This is a genomic window from Variovorax humicola (assembly GCF_037889915.1).
GTDB classification, from domain to species: domain Bacteria; phylum Pseudomonadota; class Gammaproteobacteria; order Burkholderiales; family Burkholderiaceae_C; genus Variovorax; species Variovorax humicola.
Genome location: NZ_JBBKZV010000002.1, coordinates 278435 through 295678, shown reverse-complemented (window position 1 = coordinate 295678; position 17244 = coordinate 278435). Strand labels below are relative to the sequence as shown.

The window sequence follows — 17244 nt, the reverse complement described above, 5'->3', positions numbered from 1 at the left end:
CTGTTAATCCGTAGGTCCCTGGTTCGAGCCCAGGTCGAGGAGCCAAATTAGCCGCATCGGCATTGAAGGTCTTGCTATCGAAAAGGTAGCAGGACCTTTTTCTATTTGGCAGTTGCCAAATATCCAGTACTCTTAAGCCACGTCCACCATGTTTGGCTGGGCGGTTTCGCGCCAGCGCTGCTTGATGTAAATCTCGGTGGTGTTCTTGCTCTTGTGGCCGAGCAGCAACTGAATCTGCTCGATCGGGACACCGCTCTTCCACATGTCGGTGGCGCCTTTGCCCTTCAGGTCCCGAAACCCGAAGGACTCCATCGGCTCACGGCCGCGCGCCTTGCGCGACTCGTTGGTGGCCTCGATTGACCGGCGCAGCATCGAGGCCAGGCCGTCGTAGGTGTAGGGCTTGCCGTCGAGTCTGTGCATCAGGTGCTGCTGCAGCCGTGTGACCTTCTTTACGCGGCCGATCGCGACATCGATCATCTTCACCAGCTTGTCGGGCAGGGCGATCTTGAGCCACACCCCCGCCTTGTTCTGTTGGTGGCGCAGCTTGCGCACGCCGTGCTGACGATCCGGGGCGATCTTCCTGCGTGGGCATTGTGGCTCGGCACACCCAATGAGCGGTTGCCCGGTGGCACCTACGAACCGACCGTAGACACCGTGCTGCTTTGCGTGCTGACGCTGTCTGTTGTCGTGCTGCACCCCCGGATTCACTAAGGGCTGATGATCAAGCTCGGGCTCATACTGATGATCCTCTCGTTGCTGGCCTCTGCGGCGCTGTCGGCACAGCAGGACGTCTACGCATTCAACGCCGGAATGTGCCTGCGCGCGGGGATCGCCGTCGCCTGCCTCGGTTACGCGCTCAAGTACCGCGTCGCCAAGCGCAGGGGTGGCAATACCGACTTCGGAACCCTGATGGAGGAATGATGGACGCACAAATACTGGCGAACTGCACGAGTTCGACGCTGGCCGACGCGCAGACCTATGCCGAACCCCTGACTGCTGCGATGGAGCGCTTTGGCATCGACACGCCGACCCGGCAGGCAGCGTTTCTCGCCACGGTTGCGATCGAGTCGGCGAAGCTCTCCCAAGTGGAGGAGAGCCTCTACTACAAGGATGCCACGCGCCTGGCCTCGATCTACCCGCGCGCCTTCAAGAACGCGGCCGAAGCACAGGCCTACACCCGCAACCCCATGGCACTCGGGCGCCTGCTCTACGCCGGGTACTGGGGCCGGGGCTTGATCCAGTTGACCTGGGAAAAGAACTACCGCGCTGCAGGGGATGCACTGGGGTTCGACTACATCAATCAGCCGAGCCTTGTGACGGAGCCCCAGCATGCAGCCCTGACGGCGGGCTGGTTCTGGGGCACCAACAACTGCAATGGGCCGGCCGATTCCGCGGACATGCGCGGAGTGACGCTGCGGGTGAACGGCAAGGCCCTGATGCACCTGGCCGAGCGGACCATGCAATACGAGAAGAACATGGCGGTGCTGTCGTGAGAGCGATTTTCTGGCTCCTGTTGTTTCGCCCGTGGGGGAGGTGGTTGCATGATGGCGCTGCTTTCGCCGCAGGGGTAAGTGGCCATAGCCTTCGCCGCTTTGATCGCGCTGTGCGGGCTGCAGCAGGCTCGCGTGAGCCACTACAAGGCCCAGGTTGCGGGACGCGCGTACCGAACTGGCCAACGACCGCGCGCGGTACGCCCAGGCCGCCCAGGTTGCCGATCAGGCTGCTCGTGCCGAGGAATTCCGCCGCGAGGCCCAGAAACAGGAGATCGTCGATGACGCAAGGAAACAAGCCGCAGAAGCGATTGCTGCTGTCGGTCGGGCTGACGCTGCTGCTGCAAGCCTGCGCGGCCAGCTCGCCCGGTACGTCGCCGCCGTCCGTGAAGCCAGCGCGGATCCCGGCCCTGCCAGCGGAAGCCCGCCAGCCGGCGACCCTATCGGTGTGCTCGCCGACGTGTTCGGACGCGCTGACAGCAGAGCGGGCGAACTGGCAAAGGGCCTTGACGCTGCCCGCATCGCCGGGGTTGCCTGCGAGCGGTACGCCGACGGATTACAGCCTGCTCCCAAGTAGGGCGTTCAAGCCCTGACACCCCGTCCCCCGGCTTCGGCCGGGGATTTTCTCATTGGGGCACCGTCATGTCGTCCATCGGCCCGATCAGGCACCACCAGGTCTGACGGGTTGAGGCTTTGCCGGGGTGGCGCTCCTATCCATCGATCAGCACCCCGCCCTTGGATCTTCGTCACGCGCGCTGCGCAATTCATCCGGGCGTCACTTCTTTCGAGGGGGCGAGCGGCTGGCATGCAAAGCGATGCGGTCGGCACATTGGGCCCAAACCAGAGCCAGCATCAAGGTCCGACAAACATGTTCGTCGTTTTATATCGTCTGTGTTGAAGGGGCCCACGTTCGTCCGTTCAACGTCAATGCGCGCAAACCTGCAGTTGGCACGAAATGCGATGCGGTAGCATACCGTATTTTTCAAGCGTCTGGTAAATGACAAACTTCATAGAGACCGGGTTAACGCATGGAAAGATGCGCTTGGACGCGCTGACGTCGTTGAGATTCTTCGCCGCTGCCATGATTGTCTTCGGTCACGCACATGGCCTGTTTGGCTCCTTGGGGCTGGCGCTCAACTTCTCGCTCGCACAAGGCGTTTCATTTTTCTTTGTGCTGTCCGGATTCATCCTCACCTACAACTATCCAAACGTTGAAACAGGTCTTTTCTCATTTTATAAAGCTCGCTTTGCGCGATTGTGGCCGTTACACATAGTTGCTCTGCTAGCAGTTCCAACAATTACAGGCATGTGGAATATAGCCGGCTTGAATCCGCTCGGTGTGGCTTATGTATTGGTCGGAAATGTTCTGTTGATTCAATCGTGGATTCCGTTCAGAGATTCGTATCTGACGTTCAACGGGGTTGCGTGGAGCATCTCCACCGAAGCGTTTTTCTATGTTGTTTTCCCGATGGCCCTGATCGGCTTGCGCCGAGCGTGGGGACTAGTCTTAGCTCTCGTCGTTTTACTCACGATCCTTTTTCTGTGGCTCGTGGTGCGCTACGAGATTCCGATGGATGTCAATACTTCCACCTTGAACGCTATGGGCATGATTTATACGAATCCAATCGCCAGACTTTCAGAATTTGTACTAGGAATGATCGCCTGTAAAGTCTTCATGTATGTAGGAAAGACCGATCATTCAAGTATTACCTCATGGACAGTCGTGGAAGTCGCTATTGTGTGCCTCATAGCTCTTTCAATGCATTTAACCCCACGATTACCGCTCGGAGTAATTCTTCCCCAACAATGGGTGCCCGTCGTCCAATACTTTCTCATCGGAAGCGGGTCGGCACCTGTATTCGCAATCGCTGTTGTGGTATTCGCGTTTGGCCGTGGCCTCGTATCGAAAGTCCTTGCGTTCCCGGTCCTCGTATTTTTAGGCGAAGCGAGTTTTGCGCTTTACCTTTTTCATGCAACCATTTTATTTTGGTTCGAACAGCATCTATCGTTGGCACAATCGTCATTCGGAGTTTTTCTATTCTGGGGAAGTGTCTTGGCAATGGCATCCGCTGCTCACTTGTGGATTGAAAAACCTTGCCGTTCATTTATTATGGGTCGTGGCCATCGTCGAAAAGCCCTCGTGCCAGCCTGACGACTACCACTGATCAGCGCCGGGTGGGCCGGGAAGCGCGGTCGCCTTGAGAACGCAAGATTGCCAGCGGTTCAAACTTCCTCCGCCGATTCGAGCGCTGCCCGGCAGGCACACACACGCGATGCCGACGGCCTCGTTGTGAGCAACGCCAAGGGTATGCTCTTGGCCGCGTGCTGCCTGTCGCGCTACCCCTCGATCGTCGTCGGGATGGAATCCGGTAGTGACGCCTGGCGCGCATGCGATCCAAGCGCGGCCAACCCTGCTCGGGGGTCGACGATGCACCACCAGGTCTGCACGCACTGGATTGCCGCGCTCTTGGAGCCCTTGAAGAGCAATTCCGTGCCTTTCATCATCACGCCGCCTCCCTTGATCTGGACCACCCTGGCCCAGTGCAGATCGTGCGTGAGGCTGTGTTCCAGCCGGCGCGGATCGAGGAGATTCGCCGCCATGGCCTGAGGGCCGAACCGGTGGCGGGCCTCTGGTGCCACCCGCCGGAAGTCGAGGTCGCCGCGCAGAGGGTGCGCTTCAACAACTTGGCTTCGGCCCAGCCAAGAGCCGCGGAAACGCGAGAGATTGACGATGCAAAACACTGTGGAAGCATACAGCCTCGCACATCGGTCTTGAATCGATGGGTGTCGCCCTTAGCGGTTCGGATTTGCGCGATTAGTCCCGAGTCGCACCGTAGGTTTGTTGGTTGAATACCAGCAACACCTTGTCCAATGCCGGGAGCGCCGATGGGTCGCGCTTCTTGAAATACTCGATCGCGTTGATGGGTATTCATTTTTCAGCCATCAGCTTTCGGAATATCGCAACGTAGGCGTCAGGATAGAGGTTGGCTTCTACCTCCCGGCCGTCAGGAAAGGTGTGCGTGTACTTGAAGAGCTTTGTCGTGTCGATGTCGCAGATTTCACGAAGGTACTTGCACAACATCTTGGCCGGCGAAATGTCAGGCATTCAGGTGCTCCGGCAGGCGATACTCGTTGACCTCCATGGGGCCGATCATGGAGTTGGTCATTTCTTGCAGCGCCGAGAAATTGCCGCGCGGAATCTTGTGCAGGTTGATCATGTGCCTCTCAAGGTGATGCGGCAGCTTCGTCGACGCATGCTTGCCCGACATCCGCTCGCGCACCCACTTCGAGACCTGGACCGCGAACTTTGGCGACAGCCAAGTGGCCAAGTGGATGGCCACTTGTGGGTGTGCCCAAGTGCCCTGATGCTGCGGCTCGCCGCCTTTTACGGCCTGTGCGAGGTCCGTATGGGAGTTCCCATATCGGCCGCGAGTTCACTGAGGAAGTCCTTTGTTGGCCCAAACGGTTGAAGTCCGCCATGAGTTTGCCAGCCGCCCTAGACATGGCCGAGGCGTTGATGTACCGATGTACCCGTCACGGGCACGCTGGTCGATTACCGACTCGGCGACCTTGTGCGGGATGAGAGCTAACTGATGCGTAGGCATAGCGTCCTTTTGGAATGCCTAGCGGCGGGGAGGGTTGTTCAAACCCTAGTTGTTCCTCTCCTGGAGGAACGCCTGAATCCCGCCTGTTACAAATTCAGGGGTGTCCGCCAAGACTATGACCCTTCCCGTCCATGCGGTATGTCGATGCGAAGGAGCCGAATTCCTCGGTTGCGTCGATCGACTCGCCGCCGGGCCTGGTGATCCGGCGCTTCGTGGAGTATTCGTGGCGAGACCCTGCTTCGGCCTTCATGCCAACCGCGTCCGCGCGGCGTTGACCTCGACTGCCATTGGCAGCCTGACTTGTCGGCCGCACTCGTCGCGGGCGAAGCCGCCTTGCAACGTGACCTCGCTGAATACCTTGATCAGTTCCAGACTGTCCATGCGCGATGGGCATGACTTCGCGCAGGGCGGATCGCTGCTTCGGTAGAAGACGATCACGCCCCGCGGGAGGGCTCGATACTCAGAGCCCGCGATGCGGGTTGGGGTAGACCAGGGCCTTGATGGAATTTCGGTTGAAGGGCTTCCACTCGCCCTCGGGCTGCGACAGGCGGTCGGCCACGGCATAGAGCACCGTGGGATTGGCGCCCAGGCCAATGTGGCTTGCAAACACTTCGACGTTCTCGGTGGTGGGGCCGGGCGTTTCCAGGCTGCCGCGCCAGGCGACGACGCCGTCGCTGCGGCTGAAGATGGAAGTCGTTGGCACCGGCGGGGTCGGCCGCACGTATTTCATTCGGACGTTGTCGTCCGCATTCTGGCCGCTCAGGCCTTCATAAATGCGCCAGGCGTGGGTGGATTGGGGGCCGGCTGCGAAGGGGCTTCCGAGGGTGATCACGCTGCGGACGAATTCAGGCCGCCTGGATGCCAGCATTCGCGCGTAGGCGCCGCCGAGGCTCCAGCCGATCAGGCTGATCTTGCGGCCGCTGTGCGCATGCAGTTCTTCCAGCAGGCCGAGCATGCCGGCCTCCACGCCCATGCGCGGACCGAGGTTGCGACCCAGGCCCCAGCCATGGGTGTCGTAGCCCCGGCCCCGCAGGTAGCGCCGCAGCAGCCGGGTCGACCAGTCCGTGGCGCCGAGGCCCGGGAAGACGATGACCGGATGCCCGTCGCCGCGCGGTGCAAGCTTCAGCAATGGCCACAGGGACAGCGTGGCACCCAGTTCCCAGGCGGCGCGGAACTCGGCGTACTGCAGCACGCGGGACGGCGGTGCGACGGCGGCGTGGGAAGCGGCTGTTGTCATGGGTGAGTCTTCTTTCATGCTGTGAAGCGTTTTGACAGCGGAACGAACCGGACTGCGCCGGATTGCGCCCCGACTGCGCTATTGCACGTATTTCGAACGCAGGTAGACGAGGTAGGCCTTCGACTGCGGGTCCACGTAGGGCGCGAGCAAGGTCAGGGTGTAGTAGGCGGCAAGTCCGGCATCGAACCGCCCCGAGTTGCTCGCGTTCTGCACGACGAGCCGCTCGAACGACAGCCAGCAGGTGGTCGTGAAGACGAGCTGCAATGCCAGCATCTCGGCCTCGTCGGCAGTGGCCTCGAGTACGCCCTGGGCCGCCAGGTTTTCGCAAAGCGTGCGGGCGTTTAGCAGGTTGCGTGCCATCAGCGCGCGGGAGCGGGCGGCGACGTCGGGATACTCGCTCTCGAGGTGCGCCATGTCGCGGAAGACGAAGCGGTACTCGCTGATGGCCTCGAAGCGCAGGTGCAGTGCCAGCCAGAGGTCGTCGATCGCGCGAACCTCGCCGGCGGCTTCGTCCAGCGTGGCGAGCTTGTCTTCGAAACGACGAAAGAGCCAATCGACGATCAGTCGCTTGGCCCGGAAGTGATAGTGAAGATTGCCCGTGCTGATGCCCATTTCAGCAGCGATGCGGTGCGTCGATACCGACGGCAGGCCTTGCGCGTTGAACAACGCGAGGCTGGTTTGCAGAATCCGGTCCCGGGTATTGGAGCTGGCCACAGGCAGGCAGGCGCGGCGGGGATTCAGCGTTTGCGGCGGGTGGAGGCGGCTGCCAGCGCCTTGTCGCGCTCTGCCACCAACTGGCGGACCTGCTCGCGCAGGCTGTTGAGCTCGTCGACCGAGGGCATGCCCAGGCGCTCGAGCGCAGTCGCTATGCGCTGGTCGAACACGTCTTCCAGCTTGCGAAAACCCAGCGTTTCGCCGAGTGCTTCGAGGGAGTTCTTCTTGACGGCGGGCATAGCCTGCCGCGCGGTGGCGGCAGGCATGCCCAGCAAGGATTCGACGACGCGCGTCTGACCCCCGAGGACCTTGAGGCCCGCACGCAACAGGCCTTCGCCCTTGCCGCCGGTTTCCCCTGGCGCAGCCGCTTCAGCCTTGACCTTGCCAGCGACATTGGCCCTGGAGGTCTTGGATCCGGCGGCTTTTTTCGCGGCAGTCTTCTTGGCGGTGGGCGATGGCATGCGGATGGTGTGAGCTAGGTCAGCGGATCAATGTGCGCGACCGAAGCCTATCAGGCCTTGCGGACAGCGCGGCGGGCCGGCTTGGCGGGCGTTGCGACGACGGCCACTTCGGTGCCGGCGACCGCAGCGACGCGGGCTTCGATGGCCTTGGCGCCTTCGACGATCTTATCGGCGATTTGCGTCACGATCGTGGCGGCCGGCTGGTTCAGCGTGCGGACGGCTTCGAGGTTCGAGATTTCGAATGCGGTTTCGAAGCGCGACACGGTCTTGGCAACAGCTTCGATGCCGTTGGCGGCGCGGGCGTTGATGGCGTCGATGGCTTGCACAGCGCGGTCCGAAGCGGCGTTGGCGCGCTTCAGCATGAAGTCGGCCAGCACTTGCTGGGCGTTGATCAGGTCCGACTTGATCTGGTCGTTGACCAGTGGCACCGAGCGCTCTTGCAGGGCGGAAGCGAAACGCGACTTGGCGGTGTCGACCAGGCGCTCGACGCCGCTGCGATAGGCTTGGGCCAGGGTCTTGCCGGCGACGCCGTATTGGTCGACGACGTGGAGGGCAACGGTGCTCAGCGATGGGTTCGACATGTCTTTTTCCTTGAGGAAGTGATTGGGATGGACCTATGGTCGTCGCAAAGCACTAGTCGGAAAAAGCTAGATCCGTTTGAAAATTAGGCCAAGTGCCCCAGAGGACCGGTTTCCTGTCCGGGCTTGCCCTGCAGGGCAAGCCGGAAGCGCGCGACCTCGGCTTCGGGGGAGGCCGCCGCAACCAGCGCGCGGACCACGGCCACCGAACCGACGCCACTCTGCAGTACGGCGGGCAGGCGCTCGAAGTCGATGCCCCCGATGGCGACCAGCGGGTAGGCGCGCAGCAGGCGTGCGTAGGCCCGCAGGCGGGCCGTGCCTTGCGGCGCGGTTGCCATGCGCTTGAGCGTGGTCGGGAACACCGCGCCCATGGCGATATAGCTGGGGCTCAATGCGTCGGCCCGGCGCATCTCCGCATAGCCGTGGGTGCTGAGGCCCAGCCGCAGGCCGGCCGCACGGATGGCGGACAGGTTGGCCACGCCGATGTCTTCCTGGCCGAGGTGCACACCGTAGGCGCCGGCCTCGATGGCGGCCTGCCAGTGGTCGTTGATGAAGAGCAGGGCCGGGGTGCCGGCCACCGCCTCGATGGCGGCGCGCACCTCGCGTTCGACGGCGCGCGTGTCGTCGGACTTGAAGCGCAGTTGCACAGTCGGCACGCCGGCACGGGCCATGCGGCCGACCCATTCGGCATCGGGCAGCACGGCGTACAGGCCCAAGGCCCGGGGGCAGGGCGCGAAGGCCAGACTGCGCGGCCAGGGCGCGAGGCCGAAGTCGACCGGCTCCTCTGGCCATGCCCCCGCGTCGAAGCCCAGGCGCGCGCTGCGCGCCTCCCAGGCCTGTGCCAGGCATTCGGCATCGGCGTCGATGAAGCCGAGTCGCAGGCAGGCCTCCTTGGCGGCGCGGTACACGGGATCGTCGCGGGTGAAGTCGGGCGTGTCGAAGGCATCGGCGGCGCCGAAGCGGGCGGTGTGCGCGTCGAAGATGGCCTGGGCGGAAACGGTGCTCATGACTGGTGCCAAAAAGGTGTGCCAAGGACTGGCGTGCTGGGCTGGGCGGATTCCTGCGCGGCCATGGCGCCGGCGCGGCGTGCAGAACGGCCCGCCTGCACCGCGTCGGCGAAGGCACCGGCCATGGCGACCGGGTCTTGCGCCAGCGCGACCGCGGTGTTCAGCAGCACCCCGTCGTAGCCCCATTCCATGACCTGGCATGCGTGCGACGGCAGGCCGAGGCCGGCATCCACCAGCATCGGCACGTCGAGCCGCTCGCGCAGCAGCTGCAGTGCGTAGGGGTTGACGGGGCCCCGGCCGGTGCCGATGGGCGCGGCCCAGGGCATTACCGCCTGGCAACCGACGTCGACGAGGCGCTGGCACAGCACCAGGTCTTCGGTGCAGTACGGGAGCACCTGGAAGCCGTCGCGAATGAGCTGCGATGCGGCATCGACCAGGTTTAGCGTGTCGGGCTGCAGCGTGTAGTCGTCGCCGATGAGTTCGAGCTTGATCCATGGGGTGTCGAACAGTTCGCGGGCCATCTGCGCGGTGACGATCACCTCCGGCACGCTATGGCAGCCGGCGGTGTTGGGCAGGACCGGCACGTCGAGCCTGCGCAGGAGCTCCCAGAAGCCGTTGTCGCTGCCGTTGGAGGGCGTCGCGGTCTGGCGGCGCAGCGAGGCGGTGAGCATCGCGGGTTGCGCGCGCTTCACCGCGGCCTCGAGCACGTCGGGCGATGGGTAGCGCGCGGTGCCGAGCAGCAGGCGGCTGTTGAAAGTCTGGCCGTAGAGGACCAGTGGATCGTCTGGGTTCATGATGTCTCTCTTCATGGCTTGTTCAACCTCCGGTCACGGGGCGGATCACTTCGATGCGGTCCTGGTCCTGCAGCGCGTGCGCCGCATAGCCCGAGCGCGGCACGAACTGCTGGTTGACGGCGGCAGCGAAGGGCGGCACGGGCGCCAGCAGCGCGATGGCGTCGGCCAGCGTGGCGCCGGCGGGCAGCTCTCGCGGGGTGTCGTTGATGAGGATGTTCATTCAGGTTTCAAGGGCAAAGCGCGGCGCCAGTGTCGACGCGCCGGTGGCAAGCAGTTCGATGGCCGTGTCCAGCATCGCGGGTGCGATCAGGAACCCGTGGCGGTACAGCCCGTTGACCTGCATCACTCGCGGGTCCACCCAGCGGATGGCGGGCAGGTTGTTCGGCAGCGTGGGGCGGCAGTGTGTCGCGATCTCGAGGATGCGCGCCTCGGCAAAGCCGCTGTGCACCGAGTAGGCGGCGCTCAGCAATTCGAGCGTGGAGCGCACGCTGGCGGGCGACATGTCTTCGGACTCGATTTCGGTCGCGCCGATGACGAACACGCCATCCGGCTTGGGCGCGATGTAGAGCGGGTAGCGCGGATGCACCAGCCGGGTCGGCCGCCGCAGCGTCACCTCGGGCGCATGCACGCGAATCACCTCGCCGCGCACGCCGCGCAACTCGGGCCATTGCGGCTTGGCGCCGAGGCCGCGGCAGTCGATGATGCGTTCCGACGCGCCGGCCACGAAATCTTTGGGTGCGCGCGGACTGTGCCAATGCATCTGCACGTTCGGTAACGCTTGCAGCGAGGCCAGCAGCGCGGCGAGGAGTTCGCGGTTGTCGAGCTGGCCTTCGCCGGGCAGCAACAGGCCCTGCGCAAAGCGCCTGCCGATGGCGGGCTCGATCGCTTCGACGCCGGTGGCATCGAGCCGCTGCATTGCCGGCAACTCGGGCACCTCTTGCGCCGTGCGCGCGAGCACGCCGGCAAAGCGCGCGGCTTCGGGCGCGTCTTGTCGATGCCACAGCACCAGCGTGCCTTCGCGTTGAAAGAAGACCGGTTGCGCGAGCGATGCCAGCAGTTCGGGCCAGCGTTCGAGCCCGTACTGGCCCATCCGCACGATCGAAGCCGGCGCCACGGCCGATTCGGCCAGCGGCGCCAGCATCGCTGCGGCTACGCGCGCGGCCGCCCCGTCGGCCTCGGGACCGCCCGCATCGTGCAGCGAGACCTGGCATCCGCGCCGCGCCAGCGACAACGCGAGCAGCCGGCCCATGAGGCCGGCGCCGAGCACCGTGGCTGCGTCAAACGGAAGGGCGTCGCGATTCGTCATGCGAGTGGTCGATAATTTTGCGGATGACCAATGCTCCCTTGCGCTATGCGCGCGTGCTTTCGATTGCCGGCTCCGACAGTGGCGGCGGCGCCGGCATCCAGGCCGATCTCAAGACTTTCAGCGCGCTTGGGTGCTACGGCATGACCGCGATCACTGCGCTCACCGCGCAGAACACGATGGGCGTGAGCGGCATCTTCGCGGTGCCGCCCGCATTTCTGAAGGCACAGATCCAGTCGGTGGTGGAAGACATCGGCGTCGATGCGGTCAAGCTCGGCATGCTGCATGCGCCCGAGGTGGTCGAGGTCGTGGCGTGGGCGATCGACCACTACAGGCTGCCGAACGTGGTGCTCGACCCGGTGATGGTCGCGACCAGCGGCGACCGCTTGATCGAGAACGAAACGGTGCAGCGGCTGGTGAACGAACTGTTCCCACGCGCGATGGTCATCACGCCGAATCTGGATGAAGCGGCCTTGCTGATCGGGCGCGAGATCGATGGGGTGGATGGCCTTGATCGCGCCGCCAGCGATTTGCTCGCCCTCGGTGCGCATGCCGTGCTGCTCAAGGGTGGCCATCTGAAGGGCGAGGAGATCGTCGACGTGCTCGCCGAGGCTGGCAGCCCGCCGCGACGCTTCGGTTCGGCCCGCATTGCGAGCCAGAACCTGCATGGGACCGGATGCACGCTGTCCTCGGCCATCGCGGCGCATCTTGCGCTCGGCCATGCGCTGCCCGAGGCCGTGCAACACGCGCGTGCCTACGTGATCGGTGCGATGACGGCCGGGGCCGACGTAAAGGTCGGCGCGGGCCACGGCCCGCTCAACCACGGTTTTGCGCCAGTGCCGACGCATCGCTTTCCGGTGTCGGCCGGCTGAGCCACGCGGTTACGAACGTCAGTGCCAGGGTCGGCAGCGCCGACCCCAATTGCGGCGCCCAGTCCGCGAGGCCATGGTACAGCGCGATGCCCACGATCCAGATGGTCGCGGCGCCCCAGTCGACGCGATGCGTGCCGATGCCGGACGGCGCGGCGCCTATGCCCAGGCGCCCGAGGATCACGCCGTAGAGCGGGACGAACACCGAACTGAGCAGCAACAGGAAGCGCTCCAGCGCATGCATGGGCAGCACCATTGCGAGCGCAATGCACAGCACGCCGATCAGAAGACCCCATTGCTTCACGCTCCGGCGCGGCAGCAGGCTGTGGGTGGAAACGGCGCCCGAATACACGTCGCCATAGGCGTTGTCGAGCTCGTCGATGAGGATCAACCCGAGGGCAAGCAGACCGCCCTGCGCCAGCAGCAGCGCCGTGACCAGGCCGGTGCCGGTGTCGGCCGCGCTCACGACCATCACGCCGAGCGCATAGCACCAGATGTTCGCCACCACGTAGCCGACCCACGTGCCGCTGAACGCGCTGCCGAGCGCGCCGGCGCTGCGCTTGCCATGCCGTGCATAGTCGGCCACCAGCGGCAGCCACGAGACCGGCATCGCTATCACCAGGTCCAGTGCGCCGAACATGCCCATGGTGCCGTCACCCGTACGCGACCAGAACGCTCCGAAGCCCTTGGCGGCGAGTTGCCCGCCAAACTGCCAGGTGAGCCAGGCCAGCGAGATCACCACCAGCGGCAGGCCGAAGCGTCTGACGAAGCGCCGCACCAACCTGACCATCGAGCCGGCGAGCAGCGCCAGCAGCACTGCACCCCATAGCAAGGTGGTGAGCAGCGTGCCCAGCGTGCTGTCGAGCGCAAGGCCGAAGGCCTGCTTGCCGATGGCCTGCGTGCCCTCGCGCATGATCACGATCTCGAAGGTGGTCCAGCCCACGAGCTGCACGATGTTGAGCAGCACCGGCAGCCGCGCAAAGGCACTCCCATAGGTCGCATGCATGAGCCCCGCGCTGGCCAATCCGCTTTCGCAGCCGAGCCGCGCGGTCCAGGCCAGCAGGCCAGCGCCGACGCAGGACCCGATCACGATCGCGGCGGCCGCGGCCTGCGTGCCCACGGCGGGCACCAGGTACGCCCCGACCTGCATCACGAGCAGGCCGACGCCGAGGCTGAACCACAGGGACACATGGTCGTGCCAGCCGAAGGCGCGGGCGGAATCCGGCAAGGGCGTAAGCGCCTCGTTGCGGGACGCCGAAGAAATGTCAGAAGGCTGCGCCATCCATTTGCTCCATTGCAAAGCGATTGGCAGGTCGCGGTTCGATGGCTGTGAATGCACGCGAGACAACGTGACGGCCGCCGGACCAGCTTCCCTGCGCGAGGATTACCTCAATCAGGTTCAAAGGGACTCTCTCAGCCAACCGTCTGGTGAACGGCCGGCACCCCTAGCGTGGCTGCGCGCGATGTGCGCAACTTTGTGGATTGTAGTTTCAGCCGACGCCCAGCAGCGTGTGCAACCGCGTGCTGGTCGTGGTGTATTGGAGCGGGATCGACTGTCCCGGGAAGACAACGGTCGTGGCGGCCCAGGCGGCCAGCGTGGCCTCGTGGAAGCCACAGACGATGAGCTTCTTCTTGCCGGGATAGGTGTTGACGTCGCCGACGGCGAATACGCCGCGCTCGCGGGTTTCGAAGCGCTCGGTGTCGACCGGGACCTGCTTGCGCTCGAGTTCAAGGCCCCAATCGGCGATGGGGCCGAGGCGTGGGGAGATGCCGAGGCAGGCGATCAAGGCGTCCACGGACAGGTCGACGGTTTGGGCGTCGGGTGTCGCAACCTGAACCCGTGTGCCGTCGAAACCGGTGGGCTGGCCGATGGCGAGCCTGATATCGCCCGCCGACACGGCTTTGCGAAATCGTGCAACCAGTGCATCGTCGGCGTTGAAGGCATCGCGGCGGTGCAGCAAGGTGACCTGCTTCGCCTGACCCGCAAGCGCCAATGCGGTTTCGAGGGCGGCATCGTCACCGCCGTGCACCACCACTGTTCGGCCGGCAAATTGCTCGAGCGCTTCAGGGTGGTAGAAAAGCTTCGATCCTTCGAAGCGCGCAATGCCTTCGACCGTCATGCGGCGCGGCACGAAGGCGCCGACGCCAGCCGCGATAAACACCGTCTTTGCCAGGAAGGTCGTTCCGCGGGAAGTGCCCATCAACAGCCTGCCATCCGGCTGCCGCGCCAGCGTGGCGACCTGCTCGTCGTAGTGAAAGGTCGGCTTGAACGGCGCGATCTGTTCGAGCAGAGATTCGACCAGCCCCTGCCCGGTTGTGCGTGGCGTGCCCGGTATGTCGTAGATGGGTTTGTCGCCGTACAACTCGACGCATTGGCCGCCCGCACGGGGCAGGGCGTCAACGATGTGGCAGGAGATTTCAAGCAGTCCGAGCTGGAAGGCCTGGAACAGGCCAACCGGGCCTGCGCCGATGATCAGCGCGTCGGTTTCGACGACAGCGGGGTCGGCAGCCGCGTTCAGCGGACCAGCTCCCCGATCTTGTCGGTCACGTCTTTCCACTCTTCGGCATCGGGCAGCGCGGGCTTGCGCTTGGTGATGCTCTTCCAGCCATCGGCCAGCGCCAGCTCGGCGTTCAGCTTGATGAAGGCGATCTGGTTGGCCGGCAGGTCTTCCTCGGCATAGATCGCGTTGACGGGGCACTCCGGAATGCAGACTGCGCAGTCGATGCACTCGTCGGGGTCGATCACCAGCATGTTGGGGCCTTCGCGGAAGCAGTCCACGGGGCACACGTCTACACAGTCGGTGTATTTGCAGCGGATGCAGGATTCGGAGACGACGTGTGTCATTTTCTTGGCGAAAGCAGGTAATCGGGGGAAACCGGATATTTTAGTTGGTTGTGACAGAAGGCTGCACGAGGACGGCGGCCGAGGTCTTGTGCGAGGCGGTGTCGACCAGCACCAATGAGCCGAGCGCGCGTGATTTCGCGAAAGGCAGGACAGCCAGCGGTTGCTGCAATGAGAGCACCACGTCGCCGATCGAATTGGCCTCGAGCTGCGTGGCGGGCTCGGATCCGAGCGTCGTGATGTTCACGCGATCGATGATGCGCGCAACCTTGGCCTTGACCCAGCGATGGCCCTGCAGCGCCCAGTAGACCCGGCCGGCCACGAGGGGCTCGTCGTCGAGCCAGGCGATGGTGGCGGTGATCTCGCGCACCGGCTCGAACGCCTCGGGCTCCAGCAGCCAGTCGCCGCGCGAAACGTCGAGTTCGCGGTCGAGCACGATGCCGGCGCTGTGGCCCGCATGCACGGCGTACTGCTGTCGCACGTGATTCAGGACCTGCGCCACCGTTGCCGTCTGCTTGCTCGGCAGCACGGTTACGCGCTGGCCCGGTTCGACGTGACCGCTGGCGACGCGGCCCCAGAAGATGCGGCGGCCTTGCGACGTGTCGGCCGACGCAGAGAACTTCTCGACCCACTGCACCGGGAAGGCGAAGGGCACCGCCTCGTCCTTTTCGGTCACCGGCAGTTGCTCCAGCAACTCGAGCAGGCTCGGGCCTTCATAGTTGCACCAGTTGGCATGGCGCGTGGCCACGTTCCAGCCCTTGAGTGCGGAGATCGGCACGATGGCCGCGACCTCCACGTTGGCTGCCTCGGCGAAGGCGTTCAATGCGGTCGAGATGCGCTCGAAGGCGACCTCGGCATCGTCCATTGCGTCCAGCTTGTTGACCGCGAACACGATCGATTGGACGCGTAGCAGGTTGCACAGCAGGGTGTGGCGACGGGTTTGCGGCAGCAGGTCTTGCTGGACGATTTCGCCATCGGGCACTTCGCCGGCCCAGGGCAGCTTGGTTGCGTCGACCAGCACCACCGCGGCGTCGGCGGCCGAGGCGGCCGTGACCATGTTGCGCGTGTACTGCTCGTGGCCGGGTGCGTCGCCGATGATGAACTTGCGCCTGGCGGTCGAGAAATAGCGGTAGGCGACGTCGATGGTGATGCCTTGCTCGCGCTCGGCGGAGAGGCCGTCGGTCAGCAGGGCCAGATCGGTTTCGCCGCCACGCTGCACGCCGGCCAGTTGGTCCTGCAGCACGGTCTTGCTGTCGACCAGCAGGCGGCCGATCAGCGTGCTCTTGCCATCGTCGACGCTGCCGCAGGTGATGAAGCGCAGGGCAGTGCCGGTGTCGCCATGGCCGTGCACTTCGGCCGGGACGTTCAGAACGTTCGTGGTCATCTCAGAAATATCCGTCTTTCTTGCGCTTCTCCATCGAAGCTTCGGAGGTCATGTCGTCCATGCGCGTCGCGCCGCGCTCGCTCACGTCCACGTTGAGTGTCTCGAGCACCACATCGCCGGCATCGGCGGCCAGGCTCTCGACCGGACAGGTGGTGGTGATGTCGCCGACGGTGCGGAAGCGCACGTCGCGCACTTGAATGGTTTCGCCGTCGCGCGCGGGGGTGAGACCGGTCACCGGCACCAGCAGGCCGCGGCGTTCGACCACTTCGCGCTTGTGCGTGTAGTAGATCGCCGGCAGGCCGACATGTTCGCGCTCGATGTATTGCCAGACATCGAGTTCGGTCCAGTTCGAGATCGGGAACACGCGGAAATGTTCGCCGGGCGCGAGGCGGGTGTTGAACAGCGTCCAGAGCTCGGGGCGCTGGTCCTTCGGTTGCCATTGGCCGAACGAGTCGCGGTGCGAAAAGATGCGTTCCTTGGCGCGGGCCTTTTCCTCGTCGCGGCGAGCGCCACCGATGAGCGCGTCGAAGCGGAATTCCTCGATCGCTTCGAGCAGCGTCACCGACTGGTGTGCGTTGCGCGATTCGCCGGGATGCGCCAGGCGCACGGTGCCGCGGGCCATCGAATCTTCGACGCTGCGCACGATCAACTCGGCGCCGAGTTCCTTTGCGCGCTGGTCTCGGTAGTCGGTCACTTCCGGGAAGTTGTGTCCCGTGTCGATCATCAGCAGCGGGTAGGGAATGCGGCCTGCGCCGAACGCCTTCTCGGCGCACTTCAGGAGCACCAGCGAGTCCTTGCCGCCGGAGAACAGCAGCGTCGGCCGTTCGAATGCGGCGGCCACTTCGCGCAGGATGAAGATGGTTTCTTCCTCGAGCGCGTCGAGGTGGGTATTGGACAGGCGCGCAGGGGAGTGCATTGGTTGCAGCAGTTCGATGTCGGTACGGGCGTTCATGGAAGAAG

The 17244-nt window shown here is 64.4% G+C and carries 21 protein-coding genes, 1 pseudogene and 1 riboswitch; of the genes and pseudogenes, 5 read left to right on the top strand and 17 right to left on the bottom strand.

The window, feature by feature from the left end; all coding sequences use genetic code 11:
• Window positions 1-132: 132 nt before the first annotated feature.
• On the bottom strand, window positions 133-696 hold the full coding sequence (locus tag WKW80_RS05170; RefSeq protein ID WP_340362478.1) for a tyrosine-type recombinase/integrase: 564 nt from the start codon (window positions 694-696) through the stop codon (window positions 133-135).
• 21 nt (window positions 697-717) lie between these two features.
• Here WKW80_RS05170 and WKW80_RS05165 point away from each other — a divergent pair, with 21 nt between their 5' ends.
• The 4 genes from WKW80_RS05165 (at window position 718) to WKW80_RS05150 (ending at window position 3642) form a co-directional block, all read left to right on the top strand.
• Complete coding sequence (locus tag WKW80_RS05165) at window positions 718-921, top strand: hypothetical protein (protein ID WP_340362477.1); 204 nt, start codon at window positions 718-720, stop codon at window positions 919-921.
• A complete protein-coding gene (locus WKW80_RS05160) occupies window positions 921-1493 on the top strand; it encodes a glycoside hydrolase family 19 protein (RefSeq protein ID WP_340362476.1) in 573 nt (190 codons plus the stop codon). The genes WKW80_RS05165 and WKW80_RS05160 overlap by 1 nt, the downstream gene beginning before the upstream one ends.
• Before the next feature lie 154 nt (window positions 1494-1647).
• Window positions 1648-2067 (top strand): DUF2514 family protein, encoded by a 420-nt coding sequence (locus WKW80_RS05155; RefSeq protein WP_340362475.1) that lies wholly within the window; start codon window positions 1648-1650, stop codon window positions 2065-2067.
• A gap of 420 nt (window positions 2068-2487) precedes the next feature.
• Entirely contained in the window at window positions 2488-3642 is a 1155-nt protein-coding gene (locus tag WKW80_RS05150; protein ID WP_340362474.1) for an acyltransferase family protein, read from the top strand.
• Between the two features lie 185 nt (window positions 3643-3827).
• Here the strand turns inward: WKW80_RS05150 and WKW80_RS05145 are convergent, their stop codons facing one another.
• The 11 genes and pseudogenes from WKW80_RS05145 to WKW80_RS05100 all read right to left on the bottom strand — a co-directional run bounded on the left by WKW80_RS05145 (window position 3828) and on the right by WKW80_RS05100 (window position 11192).
• Window positions 3828-4091 (bottom strand): hypothetical protein, encoded by a 264-nt coding sequence (locus tag WKW80_RS05145; RefSeq protein ID WP_340362473.1) that lies wholly within the window; start codon window positions 4089-4091, stop codon window positions 3828-3830.
• 328 nt (window positions 4092-4419) lie between these two features.
• A complete protein-coding gene (locus tag WKW80_RS05140) occupies window positions 4420-4596 on the bottom strand; it encodes a BstA C-terminal domain-containing protein (protein ID WP_340362472.1) in 177 nt (58 codons plus the stop codon).
• A pseudogene (locus WKW80_RS37695) lies at window positions 4589-4864 on the bottom strand (KilA-N domain-containing protein); the annotation flags it as partial. The gene WKW80_RS05140 and the pseudogene WKW80_RS37695, both read right to left, overlap by 8 nt.
• Window positions 4865-5555: 691 nt before the next feature.
• Window positions 5556-6332: an alpha/beta fold hydrolase gene (locus tag WKW80_RS05135; protein WP_340362471.1), complete on the bottom strand. Its 777-nt coding sequence runs from the start codon at window positions 6330-6332 to the stop codon at window positions 5556-5558.
• A gap of 78 nt (window positions 6333-6410) precedes the next feature.
• The gene (locus tag WKW80_RS05130; RefSeq protein WP_340362470.1) at window positions 6411-7046 is read right to left on the bottom strand and encodes a TetR/AcrR family transcriptional regulator; all 636 of its coding nucleotides are present in this window, start codon (window positions 7044-7046) and stop codon (window positions 6411-6413) included.
• 23 nt (window positions 7047-7069) lie between these two features.
• Window positions 7070-7507 (bottom strand): phasin family protein, encoded by a 438-nt coding sequence (locus WKW80_RS05125; protein WP_340362469.1) that lies wholly within the window; start codon window positions 7505-7507, stop codon window positions 7070-7072.
• A 50-nt stretch (window positions 7508-7557) separates the two neighbouring features.
• Window positions 7558-8088: a hypothetical protein gene (locus WKW80_RS05120; RefSeq protein ID WP_340362468.1), complete on the bottom strand. Its 531-nt coding sequence runs from the start codon at window positions 8086-8088 to the stop codon at window positions 7558-7560.
• Between the two features lie 83 nt (window positions 8089-8171).
• Window positions 8172-9092, bottom strand: coding sequence for a thiamine phosphate synthase (gene thiE, locus WKW80_RS05115; protein ID WP_340362467.1), 921 nt, complete (start codon window positions 9090-9092; stop codon window positions 8172-8174).
• Complete coding sequence (locus WKW80_RS05110) at window positions 9089-9886, bottom strand: thiazole synthase (protein ID WP_340362466.1); 798 nt, start codon at window positions 9884-9886, stop codon at window positions 9089-9091. Before WKW80_RS05110 ends, thiE begins: the two co-directional genes overlap by 4 nt.
• 22 nt (window positions 9887-9908) lie before the next feature.
• Window positions 9909-10106, bottom strand: coding sequence for a sulfur carrier protein ThiS (thiS, locus tag WKW80_RS05105; protein ID WP_340362465.1), 198 nt, complete (start codon window positions 10104-10106; stop codon window positions 9909-9911).
• Window positions 10107-11192: an FAD-dependent oxidoreductase gene (locus WKW80_RS05100; protein ID WP_340362464.1), complete on the bottom strand. Its 1086-nt coding sequence runs from the start codon at window positions 11190-11192 to the stop codon at window positions 10107-10109. It lies immediately after the preceding gene.
• A gap of 23 nt (window positions 11193-11215) precedes the next feature.
• On the opposite strand from WKW80_RS05100, the gene thiD reads away from it, so the two are divergent.
• Window positions 11216-12061, top strand: a complete 846-nt coding sequence (thiD, locus tag WKW80_RS05095; protein ID WP_340362463.1) for a bifunctional hydroxymethylpyrimidine kinase/phosphomethylpyrimidine kinase — start codon at window positions 11216-11218, stop codon at window positions 12059-12061.
• On the opposite strand, the gene WKW80_RS05090 is transcribed toward thiD, so the two are convergent.
• The 5 genes from WKW80_RS05090 to cysD all read right to left on the bottom strand — a co-directional run bounded on the left by WKW80_RS05090 (window position 12006) and on the right by cysD (window position 17236).
• Window positions 12006-13340: a purine-cytosine permease family protein gene (locus WKW80_RS05090; protein ID WP_340362462.1), complete on the bottom strand. Its 1335-nt coding sequence runs from the start codon at window positions 13338-13340 to the stop codon at window positions 12006-12008. The two genes, thiD and WKW80_RS05090, sit on opposite strands and share 56 nt — an antisense overlap.
• Before the next feature lie 71 nt (window positions 13341-13411).
• Window positions 13412-13515: riboswitch (TPP riboswitch) on the bottom strand.
• Between the two features lie 33 nt (window positions 13516-13548).
• Window positions 13549-14616, bottom strand: a complete 1068-nt coding sequence (locus WKW80_RS05085) for an NAD(P)/FAD-dependent oxidoreductase (protein WP_340362461.1) — start codon at window positions 14614-14616, stop codon at window positions 13549-13551.
• A complete protein-coding gene (gene fdxA, locus WKW80_RS05080) occupies window positions 14574-14903 on the bottom strand; it encodes a ferredoxin FdxA (RefSeq protein ID WP_340362460.1) in 330 nt (109 codons plus the stop codon). The genes WKW80_RS05085 and fdxA overlap by 43 nt, the downstream gene beginning before the upstream one ends.
• Window positions 14904-14943: 40 nt before the next feature.
• Window positions 14944-16284 (bottom strand): sulfate adenylyltransferase subunit 1, encoded by a 1341-nt coding sequence (locus WKW80_RS05075; protein ID WP_340362459.1) that lies wholly within the window; start codon window positions 16282-16284, stop codon window positions 14944-14946.
• A gap of 1 nt (window position 16285) precedes the next feature.
• Entirely contained in the window at window positions 16286-17236 is a 951-nt protein-coding gene (gene cysD, locus WKW80_RS05070; RefSeq protein WP_340362458.1) for a sulfate adenylyltransferase subunit CysD, read from the bottom strand.
• Between the last annotated feature and the right edge of the window lie 8 nt (window positions 17237-17244).

What these genes read in the sequence shown, in the direction of transcription:
- WKW80_RS05165 (WP_340362477.1), top strand. Translation starts at nt 718, where the DNA reads ATGATCAAGCTCGGGCTCATACTGATGATCCTCTCGTTGCTGGCCTCT.
- WKW80_RS05160 (WP_340362476.1), top strand. Translation starts at nt 921, where the DNA reads ATGGACGCACAAATACTGGCGAACTGCACGAGTTCGACGCTGGCCGAC.
- WKW80_RS05150 (WP_340362474.1), top strand. Translation starts at nt 2,488, where the DNA reads ATGACAAACTTCATAGAGACCGGGTTAACGCATGGAAAGATGCGCTTG.
- WKW80_RS05145 (WP_340362473.1), bottom strand. Translation starts at nt 4,091, where the DNA reads ATGGCGGCGAATCTCCTCGATCCGCGCCGGCTGGAACACAGCCTCACG.
- WKW80_RS05140 (WP_340362472.1), bottom strand. Translation starts at nt 4,596, where the DNA reads ATGCCTGACATTTCGCCGGCCAAGATGTTGTGCAAGTACCTTCGTGAA.
- WKW80_RS05135 (WP_340362471.1), bottom strand. Translation starts at nt 6,332, where the DNA reads ATGACAACAGCCGCTTCCCACGCCGCCGTCGCACCGCCGTCCCGCGTG.
- WKW80_RS05125 (WP_340362469.1), bottom strand. Translation starts at nt 7,507, where the DNA reads ATGCCATCGCCCACCGCCAAGAAGACTGCCGCGAAAAAAGCCGCCGGA.
- WKW80_RS05120 (WP_340362468.1), bottom strand. Translation starts at nt 8,088, where the DNA reads ATGTCGAACCCATCGCTGAGCACCGTTGCCCTCCACGTCGTCGACCAA.
- thiE (WP_340362467.1), bottom strand. Translation starts at nt 9,092, where the DNA reads ATGAGCACCGTTTCCGCCCAGGCCATCTTCGACGCGCACACCGCCCGC.
- WKW80_RS05110 (WP_340362466.1), bottom strand. Translation starts at nt 9,886, where the DNA reads ATGAACCCAGACGATCCACTGGTCCTCTACGGCCAGACTTTCAACAGC.
- thiS (WP_340362465.1), bottom strand. Translation starts at nt 10,106, where the DNA reads ATGAACATCCTCATCAACGACACCCCGCGAGAGCTGCCCGCCGGCGCC.
- WKW80_RS05100 (WP_340362464.1), bottom strand. Translation starts at nt 11,192, where the DNA reads ATGACGAATCGCGACGCCCTTCCGTTTGACGCAGCCACGGTGCTCGGC.
- thiD (WP_340362463.1), top strand. Translation starts at nt 11,216, where the DNA reads ATGACCAATGCTCCCTTGCGCTATGCGCGCGTGCTTTCGATTGCCGGC.
- WKW80_RS05090 (WP_340362462.1), bottom strand. Translation starts at nt 13,340, where the DNA reads ATGGCGCAGCCTTCTGACATTTCTTCGGCGTCCCGCAACGAGGCGCTT.
- fdxA (WP_340362460.1), bottom strand. Translation starts at nt 14,903, where the DNA reads ATGACACACGTCGTCTCCGAATCCTGCATCCGCTGCAAATACACCGAC.
- WKW80_RS05075 (WP_340362459.1), bottom strand. Translation starts at nt 16,284, where the DNA reads ATGACCACGAACGTTCTGAACGTCCCGGCCGAAGTGCACGGCCATGGC.
- cysD (WP_340362458.1), bottom strand. Translation starts at nt 17,236, where the DNA reads ATGAACGCCCGTACCGACATCGAACTGCTGCAACCAATGCACTCCCCT.